This window comes from Kitasatospora sp. NPDC050463 (assembly GCF_040655255.1).
Taxonomy (GTDB): Bacteria; Actinomycetota; Actinomycetes; order Streptomycetales; family Streptomycetaceae; genus Kitasatospora.
In genome coordinates, this window is record NZ_JBFAJO010000001.1 from 110,510 (window position 1) to 124,651 (window position 14,142).

The 14,142-nt window shown below is 73.2% G+C and carries 11 protein-coding genes; 3 read left to right on the forward strand and 8 right to left on the reverse strand.

Going from position 1 to position 14,142, the window contains the following annotated elements:
- Nucleotides 1–26 precede the first annotated feature (26 nt).
- The 4 genes from AB0J08_RS00470 to AB0J08_RS00485 form a co-directional block, all read right to left on the reverse strand.
- Nucleotides 27–1,832 (reverse strand): ABC-F family ATP-binding cassette domain-containing protein, encoded by a 1,806-nt coding sequence (locus AB0J08_RS00470; RefSeq protein WP_360624427.1) that lies wholly within the window; start codon nt 1,830–1,832, stop codon nt 27–29.
- 114 nt (nt 1,833–1,946) lie between these two features.
- Complete coding sequence (locus AB0J08_RS00475) at nt 1,947–2,873, reverse strand: 4-(cytidine 5'-diphospho)-2-C-methyl-D-erythritol kinase (protein WP_360624430.1); 927 nt, start codon at nt 2,871–2,873, stop codon at nt 1,947–1,949.
- Nucleotides 2,870–3,754 (reverse strand): 16S rRNA (adenine(1518)-N(6)/adenine(1519)-N(6))-dimethyltransferase RsmA, encoded by an 885-nt coding sequence (gene rsmA, locus AB0J08_RS00480; protein WP_360624433.1) that lies wholly within the window; start codon nt 3,752–3,754, stop codon nt 2,870–2,872. Before rsmA ends, AB0J08_RS00475 begins: the two co-directional genes overlap by 4 nt.
- Before the next feature lie 181 nt (nt 3,755–3,935).
- On the reverse strand, nt 3,936–4,901 hold the full coding sequence (locus AB0J08_RS00485) for a DUF5937 family protein (RefSeq protein ID WP_360624436.1): 966 nt from the start codon (nt 4,899–4,901) through the stop codon (nt 3,936–3,938).
- Between the two features lie 77 nt (nt 4,902–4,978).
- On the opposite strand from AB0J08_RS00485, the gene AB0J08_RS00490 reads away from it, so the two are divergent.
- Nucleotides 4,979–5,833: an alpha/beta hydrolase gene (locus AB0J08_RS00490; RefSeq protein WP_360624439.1), complete on the forward strand. Its 855-nt coding sequence runs from the start codon at nt 4,979–4,981 to the stop codon at nt 5,831–5,833.
- A gap of 229 nt (nt 5,834–6,062) precedes the next feature.
- On the opposite strand, the gene AB0J08_RS00495 is transcribed toward AB0J08_RS00490, so the two are convergent.
- The 4 genes from AB0J08_RS00495 to rsmI all read right to left on the reverse strand — a co-directional run bounded on the left by AB0J08_RS00495 (nt 6,063) and on the right by rsmI (nt 10,268).
- A complete protein-coding gene (locus tag AB0J08_RS00495) occupies nt 6,063–6,941 on the reverse strand; it encodes a TatD family hydrolase (protein WP_360624442.1) in 879 nt (292 codons plus the stop codon).
- Entirely contained in the window at nt 6,941–8,563 is a 1,623-nt protein-coding gene (metG, locus tag AB0J08_RS00500) for a methionine--tRNA ligase (protein WP_360624445.1), read from the reverse strand. Before metG ends, AB0J08_RS00495 begins: the two co-directional genes overlap by 1 nt.
- 187 nt (nt 8,564–8,750) lie before the next feature.
- A complete protein-coding gene (locus AB0J08_RS00505) occupies nt 8,751–9,167 on the reverse strand; it encodes a hypothetical protein (RefSeq protein WP_360625140.1) in 417 nt (138 codons plus the stop codon).
- Between the two features lie 243 nt (nt 9,168–9,410).
- Complete coding sequence (rsmI, locus tag AB0J08_RS00510; RefSeq protein WP_360624448.1) at nt 9,411–10,268, reverse strand: 16S rRNA (cytidine(1402)-2'-O)-methyltransferase; 858 nt, start codon at nt 10,266–10,268, stop codon at nt 9,411–9,413.
- Nucleotides 10,269–10,374: 106 nt separating this feature from the next.
- Here rsmI and AB0J08_RS00515 point away from each other — a divergent pair, with 106 nt between their 5' ends.
- Together AB0J08_RS00515 and AB0J08_RS00520 are read left to right on the forward strand one after the other, a co-directional pair.
- Complete coding sequence (locus tag AB0J08_RS00515; protein WP_360624451.1) at nt 10,375–12,195, forward strand: phospholipid carrier-dependent glycosyltransferase; 1,821 nt, start codon at nt 10,375–10,377, stop codon at nt 12,193–12,195.
- Between the two features lie 172 nt (nt 12,196–12,367).
- On the forward strand, nt 12,368–14,140 hold the full coding sequence (locus AB0J08_RS00520; RefSeq protein WP_360624454.1) for a penicillin-binding transpeptidase domain-containing protein: 1,773 nt from the start codon (nt 12,368–12,370) through the stop codon (nt 14,138–14,140).
- Nucleotides 14,141–14,142: the final 2 nt, after the last annotated feature.

The following is a 14,142-nucleotide window of genomic DNA, read 5'->3' on the forward strand; positions in this document are numbered from 1 at the left end:
CCGGGCCGTGAATCCCCGGGCGGCCCTCAGACCTGCTCGGCCAGCTCCATCCAGCTCATCTCCAGCTCCTCCTTCTCCTCCCGGACGCCGCGCAGCTGCGTGTCCAGCTCCGCGACCTTGGAGAAGTCGGCGGCGTGCTCGGCCAGTTGGGCGTGCAGCTTGGACTCCTTCTGGTCCAGCTTGGCGATCTGCCGCTCCAGCTTCTGCATCTCCTTCTTCGCCGCCCGCGCGTCTCCCGCGGACAGGCCGACCCCCGGCGCCTCCACGACGGCGGCTGCGGCCGGTACGGCGGCGGCCGCCATCCGGGCGCGGCGCTCCAGGTACTCGTCGACGCCGTTCGGCAGCATCCGCAGCTTCTTGTCGCCGAGCAGCGCGTGCACGACGTCCGTGGTGCGCTCGATGAAGAAGCGGTCGTGACTGATCACGACCATGGAGCCGGGCCAGCCGTCGAGCAGGTCCTCCAGCTGGTTGAGCGTCTCGATGTCGAGGTCGTTGGTGGGCTCGTCCAGGAACAGCACGTTGGGCTCGTCCATCAGCAGCCGGAGCAGCTGCAGCCGGCGCCGTTCGCCGCCGGAGAGGTCGCCGACCGGCGTCCACTGCTTGTCCTTGCCGAAGCCGAACTGCTCGCAGAGCTGCCCGGCGCTCATCTCCCGGCCCTTGCCGAGGTCCACCCGGGAGCGCACCTGCTCGACCGCCTGGAGCACCCGGGTTTCCGGCTCCAGCTCGGCGACCTCCTGCGAGAGGTACGCCAGGCGGACCGTCTTGCCGACCTTGATCACGCCGGAGGCGGGCTGCACGTCGCCCTCCGAGGCGTACGCGTCGCGCATCGCCCGGAGCAGCGAGGTCTTGCCGGCACCGTTGACGCCGAGCAGGCCGATCCGGTCACCGGGGCCGAGCTGCCAGGTCAGGTTCTCCAGCAGCAGCTTCGGACCGGCCGTGACGGTCACGCCCTCCAGTTCGAACACCGTCCGGCCGAGCCGGGCGTTGGCGAACTTCATCAGCTCGCTCTTGTCCCGCGGGTCCGGCACGTCGGCGATCAGGGCGTTGGCGGCCTCGATCCGGTAGCGCGGCTTGGACGTCCGGGCGGGGGCGCCGCGGCGCAGCCAGGCCAGCTCCTTGCGGGCGAGGTTCTGGCGCTTCTGCTCCTCGGTGGCCTCGATCCGGGTGCGCTCGGCGCGGGCGAAGACGTAGTCGGAGTAGCCGCCCTCGTACTCGTGCACCGCGCCGTGCTGGACGTCCCACATCCGGGTGCAGACCTGGTCCAGGAACCAGCGGTCGTGGGTCACGCAGACGAGCGCGGAGCGGCGGTTCTGCAGGTGCTTGGCGAGCCAGGCGATGCCCTCGACGTCGAGGTGGTTGGTGGGCTCGTCCAGGACGATCAGGTCCGGCGAGCCGAGCAGCAGCTTGGCGAGGGCGATCCGGCGGCGCTCGCCACCGGAGAGCGGGCCGATCACGGTGTCCAGGCCGTCGGCGAAGCCGGGCAGGTCGAGGCCGCCGAAGAGGCCCTCGATGATGTCGCGGATGCGGGAGTCGCCGAGCCACTCGTGGTCGGCCCGGCCGGCGATCACCTCGTGCCGGATGGTGGCCTTCGGGTCGAGCGAGTCGTGCTGGGTGAGGACGGCCATCTCCACCCCGCCGGCGTGGGTGATCCGCCCGCCGTCCGGCTCCTCCAGCTTGGCGAGCATCCGGATCAGGGTGGTCTTGCCGTCACCGTTGCGTCCGACGACGCCGATCCGGTCCCCCTCACTGACGCCGAGGCTGACCCCGTCCAGAAGGGCCCGGGTGCCGTAGACCTTCGTGACGGACTCGATGGTGGCGAGGTTGACGGCCACGTCTGCTGCGCTCCTGGGTTCGGCGGTCTCGGGGCCGCCCCGGTCTCCCGGTGCGCGCCCCACTCGGGGAGGCCCCGATCTCCCCAGCCTAATGGGGAAGCCCGAGGTGCCTTGCTACGGCAGTACGGTCGCCCCCGGTACCGGGCCGTGGGTGGCGTGCGCGGTGCGGCAGGTGCCGGACGCGCGCAGGGCCTCGGCGACGGCGGCCGCCGCCTCGGCGTCCTTGGCGAGGAAGGCACAGGTCGGGCCGGAGCCGGAGACGAGGGCACCGAGGGCGCCGGCCTCGGTGCCGGCCCGCAGGGTCGCGGCGAGCGACGGGCGCAGCGAGAGGGCGGCCGACTGCAGGTCGTTGGCGAGCGCGCCGGCCAGGGCGACGGCGTCGCCGTCGGCGAGGGCGGCGAGCAGCCCGGCGTCGGCGTCGGGGGTGGGCACGTCGGTGTCGCCGGAGCCGGTGCCGGCCTCCTCGCGGAGGCGGTCGCACTCGCGGAAGACGGCGGGGGTGGAGAGCCCGCCGTCGGCGACGGCGAAGACCCAGTGGAAGGTCCCGGTGACGGGCAGCGGGTCCAGGATCTCGCCGCGGCCCCGGCCGAGGGCGACGCCGCCGAGGAGGGCGAACGGCACGTCGGAGCCGAGTTCGGCGGCCAGCTCCAGCAGCGTCGCGGTGGGGGTGTCGAGCTGCCACAGCGCGTCGCAGGCCACCAGGGCCGCGGCGCCGTCGGCGCTGCCGCCGGCCATCCCGCCGGCCACCGGGATGGCCTTGTCGATGTGCAGTCGCACGTCCGGCTCGGCGAGGCCGTGCCGGGCGGCGAGCAGCCGGGCCGCGCGGGCGGCGAGGTTGCTGCCGTCGAGCGGGACGACGGCCGCGTCGGGGCCGGAGCAGGTGAGGGTGACGCCCTCGCCGGGCCCGGCGGCGCTCGCCGTCACCTCGTCGCCGAGGGCGACGGCGAAGAAGACGTTGGCCAGGTCGTGGAAGCCGTCGGGGCGCAGCCCGCCGACCCCCAGCTGGACGTTGACCTTGGCGGGGACGCGTACCGTGATCACTCGGACTCCGGCTTCCCGGGCTTGTGCTCGGCGATCGCGGCGAACTGCTCCACCGTCAGCATCTCGCCGCGCAGCTTGTGGTCGATGCCGGCGGCGGCGAGCGCCTGCTCGGCCGCGGCCGGGGAGCCGGCCCAGCCGGCGAGGGCGGCGCGCAGGGTCTTGCGGCGCTGGGCGAACGCGGCGTCGACGACCGCGAACACCTCGGTGCGGCTCGCGGTGGTCTGCGGCGGGTCGCGACGGATCAGCGAGACGAGGCCGGAGTCGACGTTCGGCGCGGGCCAGAACACGTTGCGCCCGATGGCGCCGGCCCGCTTCACCTCGGCGTACCAGTTGGCCTTGACCGACGGGACGCCGTACACCTTGTTGCCGGGCTTGGCCGCGAGCCGGTCGGCAACCTCGCTCTGCACCATCACCAGGGTGCGCTCGATGCTGGGGAAGGTGGCCAGCATGTGCAGCAGGACGGGGACGGCCACGTTGTACGGCAGGTTGGCGACCAGCGCGGTGGGCGGCGGGCCGGGGAGCTCGGTGACCTCCATCGCGTCGCTGAGCACCAGGTCGAAGGCCTCGGCGCGGGCGGGCAGCCGGGCGGCGACCGTGGTGGGCAGGTGCGCGGCGAGCAGTGGGTCGATCTCGACGGCGGTGACGTGCGCGGCGACGTCGAGCAGTGCCAGGGTGAGCGAGCCGAGCCCGGGGCCGACCTCGACCACCGCGTCCTCGCTCGTCACCTCGGCGGCCCGGACGATGCGGCGCACGGTGTTGCCGTCGATGACGAAGTTCTGCCCGCGCTGCTTGGTCGGCTTCACCCCGAGGGTGGCCGCCAGCTCCCTGATGTCGGAGGCGCCGAGCAGATGGGTGTCGGAGGTGGGGTCGGTGGTGCTCACCCCGCAAGGATACGGGCGGGGCGGGTGCTCACGGTTCGACGACCGCCGCGAGGTCGATCTCCACGGGGTGGGGCACCGAGGTCCGCAGCACTCCTTCGTACTGCGCGCCGGGCAGGTGGACGCCCTTCCCGCGAGCACGATGCGGTCGGTTTCGAGGGAGCGGGGGGCCGCCCGGCTCGGGTCAGCCCAACGGCTGGGCCGTGAGCGCCGTGCCCGTGGGGGTGCGCAGGTGCACGGCCGTACGGCCCGTGCGGGAGGTCGTCACCAGCCCGGCGCCGCGCAGCGCGCCGAGGTGCTGGGAGACGGCGCCGGGCGTGACGCCCAAGCGGGCGGCGAGGTCGGGGGTGCTCAGCGGTTCGCCGAGTTCGGCGAGCAGGGCGGCGCGGGTGCGGCCGAGGACGGCGGCGAGGCCGGCGGAGCTCGGCCGGGGTTGCTCCCAGAGCAGCCCGACCCCGGAGGCCGGGTAGCGGATGGAGGCGGCTGCGCGCGGGGAGTAGTCGACGATGACGTCGGGCCAGCCGAAGACGGACGGCATCAGCACCAGCCCGTGCCGGCCTGCCTCGACCGTCCACGCCGACCCCGAACGGCGGCGCCCGTGCACGACCAACTCGCCCTCCCGCCACACCACATCGGTGTGCAGCTGCGCGAAGAGCCCCTCCACCCCACCGTCCACCAGCGCCACCGCCCGCCGACCCAGGTCCGCCTCCAGCACCGCGCGCATCCGCCCCCAGTGCGGGGCCACCAGCCGGACGTGGCAGCGCGCCAGCGCATCGGCGACTCGTTCCAACAGCACTGCCGGGCTCGGCAGTTCCCCGGCCCGGCCACCCAGCGCGGCAGCGCACTCCGCCGTGACGTACGCCGGGTTCGCCGCCCGCAGACCCGCCAGCTCGGTGTCGAACGCCGGCAGGCGCTCCTCCGGCACCGGGAACAGGAACGACGGCAGGCAGCCTTCGAGCAGTGTCCGCAGCAACGGCAGCTCCGACTCCTCTGCCAACACCCGGCGTGCCTCGCGTACCCACGGCCGGTGCACCTCGTGCCCGCCGACGCCGAGCGCTGCCCGTACCCCGAGCACCGTCTCGGCCAGCGGCGACACCGCGAGCCGCACCCGCGCCACCTCGGCCACCGAGAGCCGGATCTCCACCGCCACGCCCGCCCCACCCTCTGATCGTTTAGCCGTGACTGAACGGTAGTCGGCCCCGGTCACCACCCCACAGACTGCCCGCCATGGAGTTCATCACCTCGTACGACGGAACCACTCTCGCCTTTCGCACCCTCGGCGACGGCCCGCCGCTGCTCTGCCTCCCAGGCGGCCCCGGCCGCGCCGCCGAATACCTCGGCGACCTCGGCGGCCTGTCCGCCCACCGCACCCTGATCCTGCCCGACACCCGCGGCACCGGCGCCTCCGCGACGCCCGCCGACCCGGCCACCTACCGGGTCGACCGTCTGGTGGCCGACGTCGAGGCGCTTCGCCGCCACCTCGGCCTGGAGCGCGTCGACCTGCTCGGCCACTCCGCCGGCGGCAGCCTGGCCATGCTCTACGCCGCCGCCCACCCCGACCGCCTGGCCAGCCTGACCCTGGTCACCCCCTCCTTCTCCGCCGTCGGACTGCCCTCCGACACGGGTGTGGAGAAGGTGATCGCCTCCCGCGCGGCCGAACCCTGGCACACCGAGGCCGTGGCGGCGCACCGGCACATGACGACCGCGAGCACCTTTGCCGAGGCCGCGCCGTACCGCTTCGCCTTCGAGCCGCTGATGTACGGCCGCTGGGACGACGCCGCCCGCGCCCACGCCGCCGCCGACCCCGCCCAGCGGGCGCTCCCCGTCAGCGAGCACTACTACAAGGACTACACCCCCGACACCGAGGAACTCCGGCTCCGCCTCGGCGCCCTGCCCTGCCCGGTGCTGCTCCTCGTGGGCGAGGTGGACCTGTGGCCCACCGCCGAGTCCGCCGCCGACGCCGCGTCGCTCTTCCCCGAGGCGAAGCTCGCCGTCCAGCCGGGCGCCGGCCACTACCCGTGGCTGGACGACCCACAGGCGTTCACGGCAGCGGTGGAGGGTTTCCTCTCCAGGGTCAGCTGACGGCACGCTCCGAGCAGCGTGCCGCCACCCGGCACCGGCACCCTTCGCATCGAACGGCAGGTCCAAGTCCTCGACCTGCTCGTACGTCCAGCCCTGGGACGGCGCAAGCCTCCAGTCGACCGGCTCGGCGGTCAGGGCCGCCTCCCTCACCGCACTCGTGCCGGCCGGCACCGCAGTCCGACGGGAGTGCCGAATCGTTTCGGCGTGACCCGAGGTCTGTTCGACCGGCTCAGTACCCGAACGCCCGCGCCGTGTTCGCCGCGATGGCCGTCGCCAGCTCGTCCTCGTGCAGCCCCAGGGTCTGCGCCATCGAGCGGACGGTGACCGGGATCAGGTACGGCGCGTTGGGGCGGCCCCGGTAGGGGTGCGGGGTGAGGAAGGGCGCGTCGGTCTCGACCAGGACGCGGTCGAGCGGGGTGGCCGCGAGCGCGTCCCGCAGCGGCTGGTTGGCCTTGAAGGTGACCGGGCCGGCGAAGGAGAGGTACCAGCCGTGCTCGGCGCAGACCTTCGCCATCGCGGCGTCGCCGGAGTAGCAGTGGAAGACGGTCCGCTCGGGGGCGCCCTCCGCCAGCAGCACTGCGATGACGTCCTCGTGGGCGTCCCGGTCGTGGATGACCAGCGCCTTGCCGTGCCGCTTGGCCATCTCGATGTGGCGGCGGAACGACTCCTTCTGGATCTCGACGCCCTCGGGGCCGGTGCGGAAGTAGTCGAGGCCGGTCTCACCGACGGCGCGGACCTGCGGCAGCGCGGCGAGCGCGTCGATCTCGGCGAGGGCGGCGTCGAGGGCGGCCTGCCCGCCGGCCGGACGCTCCTGCCCGGACCAGCCGTCCGGGTCGCCGAGGTGGATCCGGGGCGCCTCGTTGGGGTGCAGGGCGACGGCCGCGTGCACCTGCTCGAACTCGGCCGCCAGGTCGGCGGCCCAGCGCGAGCCGGGCACGTCGCAGCCCACCTGGACGACGGTGGTCACGCCGACGGAGGCGGCGCGCGCCAGCCCCTCGGCGGGGGTGCCGGACTGCATGTCCAGGTGGGTGTGCGAGTCGGCGACCGCCACCGCCAGCGGGGCGGGCAGTGGCGGCGGCGTCGACCGGTCCTCGTCCTTCTTGACCATCAGGCGGCGGGCTTCTCTTCGAGACGGGGGAACAGGATCTCGCCCTTGGTGACGGTGGCCCCGACGGGCAGCCGGCCCCAGTCCGCCGCGGTGGCGACGGTCTGCGCGGACAGCGCGCCGAGCCCGGCGGCCTCGGCGCCGAGCGAGACCCAGAGCTTCTCGGCGGTGGCCGGCATCACCGGGTTGAGCAGGACGGCGGTGGCCCGCAGCGCCTCGGCGGCGGTGTAGAGGATGGTCGCCAGGCGGGCCCGGCCCTCCTGCGAGTCGTCCTTGGCGACCTTCCAGGGCTCCTGTTCGGTGAGGTAGCCGTTGACCTGCTTGACGAACTCGAAGATCGCCGCGAGGCCGCCGGCGAAGTCCAGCTCCTCGCCGATCTTGCGGTCGGCGGTCGCGACCGCCGCCGTCAGCCCGTCCGCGACGGCCTGCTCGGCCGCGCCGTGGGCCTCCGAGGCCGGCAGCACCCCGTCGAAGTACTTGCCGACCATGGCCGCCACCCGGGAGGCCAGGTTGCCGAAGTCGTTGGCCAGCTCGGAGGTGTACCGGGCGGTGAAGTCCTCCCAGGAGAACGAACCGTCGGTGCCGAACGGGATGGCCCGCAGGAAGTAGTAGCGGTAGGCGTCCACGCCGAAGTGCGAGGTGAGGTCCTGCGGGGCGATGCCGGTCAGGTTGGACTTGGACATCTTCTCGCCGCCGACCATCAGCCAGCCGTTGGCGACGACCCGCTTGGGCAGCGGCAGTCCGGCGGCCATCAGCATGGCCGGCCAGATCACCGCGTGGAACCGCAGGATGTCCTTGCCCACCAGGTGCACGGAGGCCGGCCACAGCTCGGCGAAACGCTCCGGGTCGGTGCCGTAACCGGCCGCGGTGATGTAGTTCTGCAGCGCGTCCACCCAGACGTACAGGACGTGCTTCTCGTCCCAGGGCAGCGGCACGCCCCAGTTGAAGGTGGAGCGGGAGATCGAGAGGTCCTTCAGGTCCTGCTCGACGAAGCGCAGCACCTCGTTGCGGGCCGTGGCGGGCTGGATGAAGTCCGGGTTCGCGGCGTAGAACTCCAGCAGCTTCGGACCGTAGGCGGAGAGACGGAAGAAGTAGTTCTCCTCCTCCAGCCACTCGACCGGCCGCTTGTGCACCGCGCAGAGCTTCTCGCCCTCGGTGGCGCCGTCCAGCAGCTCGGCCGGGAGCTTGTACTCCTCGCAGCCGACGCAGTACGGGCCGGAGTAGCCGCCCTTGTAGATCTCGCCCTTGTCGTAGAGGTCCTGGACGAACTCCTGCACCCGGTCGGTGTGCCGCTCCTGGGTGGTGCGGATGAAGTCGTCGTTGGCGATCTCCAGGTGCTGCCAGAGCGGCTTCCACGCCTCCTCGACCAGCTTGTCGCACCACTCCTGCGGACTGACGCCGTTGGCCTCGGCCGTCCGCAGGATCTTCTGACCGTGCTCGTCGGTGCCGGTCAGGTACCACACGTTCTCGCCGCGCTGGCGGTGCCAGCGGGTCAGCACGTCGCCCGCCACGGTGGTGTAGGCGTGGCCCAGGTGCGGGCGATCGTTGACGTAGTAGATCGGGGTGGTGACGTAGTACGCCGGGGTCGCGTCCCCGGTGGTGCTGTGTTCTGCAGTGGCCGCCATGGTCGGCAAGCTTAATCGGGTGCGGGGGCGGCCCTCGACCGGTGACCCGGCGGGCGGCCCCCGGTCCGCCGGAGCGCCGGCGCCCTCGGAGCGGGACCCCGGGACCTCGAAGCGCCCGGCCTCCCGGGGCCTCGAAGCGGAACCCGGCCCTCGAAGCGCCCGGCCCTCCGGGCCCCCGACCGGCCGCTCAGCCCGTCAGGCGCGCCCAGAGCCGGCCCAGGCGTCCGCGCGGCGCGGCGGGCGCGGCCACCGGCAGGGGCCCGGCCGGCTCGGCGTGCGCCGAGTAGCCGGGCGCGTGCTGCACGGATCTGTCGGCGACGGCCACCCGGCCCTCGCGCATGATCCGGACGGTGTGACCGCCGCACCCCGGGCAGGTCGGCTTGAGCAGCGGGGACGGCACCCGGACACCGTTGGCGTGGTACTCGAACACGACGTGCCCGTCCCGGGCCACGTGGTGCTCGATGTCGTACGCCTGCTCCCAGCCGTACCCACAGCTCAGGCAGGCGAAGGAGTAGGCCTCCCGAACGGTCTCGACGGGAGGCTGCGGCCGGCCGGTCAGGCCGGGGGCGCTCAGCGCACTGCCACTGCGGGGGCTACCGATCATCTCGCTCATAGCCGTCTCCCAGCGCCCGCCGGACGCTCGCCCGGCTGGGTCTTTCCATCCGAGGAAATGCCCGGAACGCCCCGGCCGATGCCCGTCTTGTGAAGACTTGGACGCGGATTGGGAATCCCTATACGAAAGGGTGGGTCCTGACCGGAAACCGCGGCCAAAGCTTCAGCTCACCGGGCGTTTACCGGGGCCTTCCCTCCAAGGTACGCGCCACCGCCACCCCCGGCACCTGCGGGTTCAGGCCTTGCCGGGCCCCGTGTTCTTGGCCGCGACCACCGCGTCGAACACCTCCCGCTTGGGCCGGGCGAGTTCCGCCGCGACCGCCGCGATGGCCTCCTTGCGCCGCTCGCCGGCCTCCTCCCGGACGGCCACCAGGCGGGCCAGCTCGGCCGGGGTCAGCTCCTGCGGCGCGGCCGGCGGGGCACCGGCGACCACCACGGTGATCTCGCCCCGGACGCCCTCGGCGGCCCACTGCGCCAACTCGCCGAGCGGGCCCCGCTTGACCTCCTCGTACGTCTTGGTCAGCTCGCGGCAGACCGCCGCCGGGCGGTCCGCGCCGAACGCCTCGGCCATCGCGGCCAGCGTCTCGGCGATCCGGTGCGGCGCCTCGAAGAAGACCATGGTGCGGGGCTCGGCGGCGACCGAGGCCAGCTGTCGGGCCCGGTCCCCGGTCTTGCGCGGCAGGAAGCCCTCGAAGGTGAAGCGGTCCACCGGCAGGCCGGACAGCGCCAGCGCGGTGAGCACCGCGGACGGCCCGGGCACCGCGGTGACCTTGACGTCGGCGGCCACCGCGGCGGCCACCAGCCGGTAGCCGGGGTCGGAGACCGAGGGCATCCCGGCGTCCGTCACCAGCAGCACCCGGGCGCCGCCCAGCAGCGCCTCGACCAGTTCGGGGGTGCGGCCGACCTCGTTGCCCTCGAAGTAGGAGAGCACCCGCCCGGTCGGGGTCACCCCGAGCGCCTGGGTGAGCCGGCGCAGCCGCCGGGTGTCCTCGGCCGCGATCACGTCCGCCGCGGCCAGCTCCGTGAGCAGCCGGGGCGGGGCGTCCGAGACGTCGCCGATGGGTGTGCCTGCGAGAACGAGTACTCCTGTCACGTGCCCCATCCTTCCAGTAACCGGGCCTCCGGTGTTTTTGGTGACGATTCGGGCAGCTTCGGAGGGAGCCGTCCTCCTCGAACGAACCGCCCCTACGATGTGGCGGATGAACGGCGACACGGCGGCGCAGACGCCCACTGGTACAGACCACACCGCGCAGGGTGGCGTCGGCGTGCCGGTCCTGACGGACCAGGCGTCCCCCGCCGTCCCCGCCCCGCGCGCGCCCGGCCCGGACCGGCCGGCGCGCCCGTCCTGGCCGCACCGCCTGGCCCGGCACGGCTACACGCCGCCGCCGAAGGCCACGCTCGCCGAGCGCCTGGTGCCGCCGATGCCCGACGGCCCGGGCGTGACGCCGGCCCGCGTCGCGCCCTCGCCGCTGCTGCTGCGGCTCGGGGCAGCCGTGCCGGCGCCGCTGTGGTCCTGGCTCTGCCGCTGGGCGGGCTGGTTGGGCCCGCTCGCGGTGGCCCTGTTCGGCGGGCTGCTCCGGTTCACGAACCTCGGCGAGCCGCACGCGATCATCTTCGACGAGACGTACTACGCCAAGGACGCCTACGCGCTCTGGCACGGCGGCTACGAGATCAGCTGGCCGGAGGGCGCCAACGAGCAGATCATGGCGGGCTCGACGGTGCCGTACCGGCCGGACCCGAGCTACGTCGTGCACCCGCCGGTCGGCAAGTGGATCATCGGTGCGGGCGAGCAGTTGTTCGGGATAAACCCCTTCGGCTGGCGGTTCGCGGTGGCCCTGCTCGGCACGCTGTCGATCCTGATGGTGGCCCGGATCGCCCGCCGGCTGTTCCGCTCGACCCTGCTGGGCTGCGTGGCCGGGCTGCTGCTCGCCGTCGACGGCCTGCACTTCGTGCTCAGCCGGGCCGCACTGCTGGACCTGGTGGTGATGTTCTGGATCCTCGCCGCGTTCGGCTTCCTGCTGCTGGACCGCGACCGCACCCGGGCCCGGATCGCCGCGCGCCTGGGCGGCGTGGCGGACGGCGTCGCGGCCCGGCGGCTGAACCTGGGCTGGCGCCCGTACCGGATCGCGGCCGGCGTCTGCGTCGGCCTGACCTGCGCGACCAAGTGGAGCGGCCTGTACGTGGCGGCCGCCTTCGGCGTCCTGACGGTGCTCTGGGACGCCGGCTCGCGCCGCCTGGCCGGCGCGGACCGCCCCTACCTGTGGACGCTGGTCCGGGACGTGGTGCCGGCCTTCGTCTCGATCGTCGTGGTCTCCGTCGTGGTGTACGTGACCTCGTGGTGGGGCTGGTTCGCCAGCAGTACCGTGCCCGGCCGGGGCGGCTACGGCCGGGACTGGGCGGTCGGCCGGGACACCGCGTTCCCGTGGATCCCGGAGGGCCTGCGCGCGCTCTGGCACTACCACTCCACGGTGTACGACTTCCACACCCACCTGAGTGACCCGCACACGTACCAGTCGAACCCGTGGAGCTGGCTGGTGGTCGGCCGCCCGGTCTCCTTCTTCTACGAGTCGCCGAAGCAGGGCCAGGCCGGCTGCACCGTGAGCGACTGCGCCCGCGAGGTGCTGGGCATCGGCACCCCGCTGCTCTGGTGGGCCGGCGTGGTGGCGCTCGTGTACTGCCTGTGGCGCTGGGTCGCCCGGCGCGACTGGCGGGCCGGCGCGGTGCTCTGCGGCCTGGCCGCCGGCTACCTGCCCTGGTTCGCCTACCAGACGCGGACCATCTTCCTGTTCTACGCGGTGGCCTTCGTGCCGTTCCTGGTGCTCGCCGTGACCATGCTGGTCGGCGCCCTGATCGGGCCGCCCGGGGCGTCCCGTGACCGCCGGATCATCGGTTCCGCGGCGGCCGGCCTGCTGATCCTGCTGATCGTGTGGAACTTTCTCTTCTTCTACCCCCTGTACACAGGGCAGACGATTCCGATGGACGACTGGCGCAAGCGGATGTGGTTCAACAGCTGGATCTGACGGGAACCGGGGGTGGGAACCGTGCGGACGTGGTGCGCGACACGTACCAGATCCGTCACAAGACCCGGGCGTTTCGTCGGCGCACGGAGCTCGGCTGCCTAGGCTGGGCACCGAACGCGTATCCGGCCACCTCCGGCTGCGGCCAGTCGCCAGACCCTTGGGGGACAGCACCATGCGCAGAGGCGCCAAGATCGGCATCATCACCGGCGTGTCCGTCGCCGTGCTCGCGGGCGGCGGGTACGGCGCGTACAGCCTCGTCGGATCGAGTGACTCCGACGCTCCCGAGGGCAAGAAGGCCCGCACGGTGGTCGCCGAACCCCCCAGCGCAGAGCAGGCCGCGGCCGGAGCCAAGGACTTCCTGGAGGCCTGGGCCGCCGGTGACCTCGCCAAGGCGGCCGGGCTGACCGACGACCCGGCGGCCGCGACCGCCGCACTGACCGCCTTCCGGGACCAGGTCAAGCCCAGTGCGCTGACCCTCGCCCCGGCCGGTCCGGCCACCCCGGCCGCCTTCGCCTCCGCCACCGGCACCCCCGCGCCGACCGCCGCCAAGCCCTCGACCGCCGCCACCGGCTCCGCGACGCCGTCCGCGGCCGGCACCGAGTCCCCCTCGGCCACCGCCCCGGCCGCCCCCTCAGGTGTGCTGATGGGCTTCAAGGCCCGCGCCGAGTTCGAGGGCACCAACCGGGTCTGGGACTACAACGGCTTCCTCGGCGTCGTGAAGATGAGCGACAACACCCCGGCCGTGCACTGGGCGCCGTCGGTGCTCCACCCGCACCTGGGCGCGGGCGAGGTGATCTCCACCCAGCCGGTCTTCGCCCCGCCGTCCAACGTGGTCGACCGCAACAACAAGCCGCTGCAGGGCGCCTCGATCACGCCGGCGCTGATCTCCACCCTCCAGGACAACGCCCGCAAGATCCTCCAGGCCGACCCGACCAAGGACCAGAGCGACGCGGGAAGCGGCGTGGTGATCACCGACGCGGCCGGCAAGGGCACCACCGACAAGCTGTTCACCATCGTCGAGCCGAAGCCGGCCAAGCCGTTCAAGGTGACCATCGACAACACCGTGCAGGCCGCCGCCGAGAAGGCGATGGCCGATCTCGGCGGCAAGCAGGGCTCGATCGTGGCCATCGAACCGAGCACCGGTCAGGTGCTGGCCTTCGCCAACGCCCCGGCCACCGGTCAGAACCGGGCCTTCGTCGGCCTGCTGGCCCCGGGCTCGACGATGAAGATCGTCACCTCGGCGGCCCTGCTGGAGGCCGGCGTCAACCCGGACACCCCGGTCGCCTGCCCGGTGAAGAGCAGCAACCCGAAGGCGATCCCGAACTCGTTCCCGGACGCCTACCCGAACAACACGCTCCAGCAGGACTTCATGATCTCCTGCAACACCGCCTTCATCGACCAGGGTCTGGCCAGCCTGAAGCCGGGCACGCTCGGCACCACCGCCAAGGAGGTGTTCGGCATCGGCCTGGAGTGGAAGACCGGCCTGCCCAACGTCGACGGCCGGGTGCCGGACCCGGGCGCCAACAAGGACGAGCAGGCCATGCAGTCCATCGGCCAGGGCAAGGTCCAGATGAACCCGCTGGCCATCGCCTCGATCACCGCCACGGTGCAGAGCGGTGAGTTCAAGCAGCCGATCCTGGTCGCCGACCTGCCGCAGCAGAAGGCCGCCCGGAACCTCTCGCCCGACGCCGTCGGCAAGCTGAAGGCCATGATGGCCGCGACCGCCAAGGACGGCACGGCCAAGGGCGCGATGGCCGGCATCTCGGACAACGCGGGTGCCAAGACCGGCTCGGCCGAGGTCGCCGGGGTGGACACCACCAACAGCTGGTTCACCGCCTACCGGGGCAACATCGCCGTCGCCGCCGAGGTCCAGGCCGGCGGCCACGGCGCCGACGCGGCCGGCCCCGCCGTCGCCGCCGTCATCAAGGCGGCCGGCAACCGCTGACG

Coding starts and splice junctions, on each gene's coding strand:
- AB0J08_RS00490 (WP_360624439.1), top strand. CDS start 4,979: ATGGAGTTCATCACCTCGTACGACGGAACCACTCTCGCCTTTCGCACC.
- AB0J08_RS00495 (WP_360624442.1), bottom strand. CDS start 6,941: ATGGTCAAGAAGGACGAGGACCGGTCGACGCCGCCGCCACTGCCCGCC.
- metG (WP_360624445.1), bottom strand. CDS start 8,563: ATGGCGGCCACTGCAGAACACAGCACCACCGGGGACGCGACCCCGGCG.
- AB0J08_RS00505 (WP_360625140.1), bottom strand. CDS start 9,167: ATGATCGGTAGCCCCCGCAGTGGCAGTGCGCTGAGCGCCCCCGGCCTG.
- AB0J08_RS00515 (WP_360624451.1), top strand. CDS start 10,375: ATGAACGGCGACACGGCGGCGCAGACGCCCACTGGTACAGACCACACC.
- AB0J08_RS00520 (WP_360624454.1), top strand. CDS start 12,368: ATGCGCAGAGGCGCCAAGATCGGCATCATCACCGGCGTGTCCGTCGCC.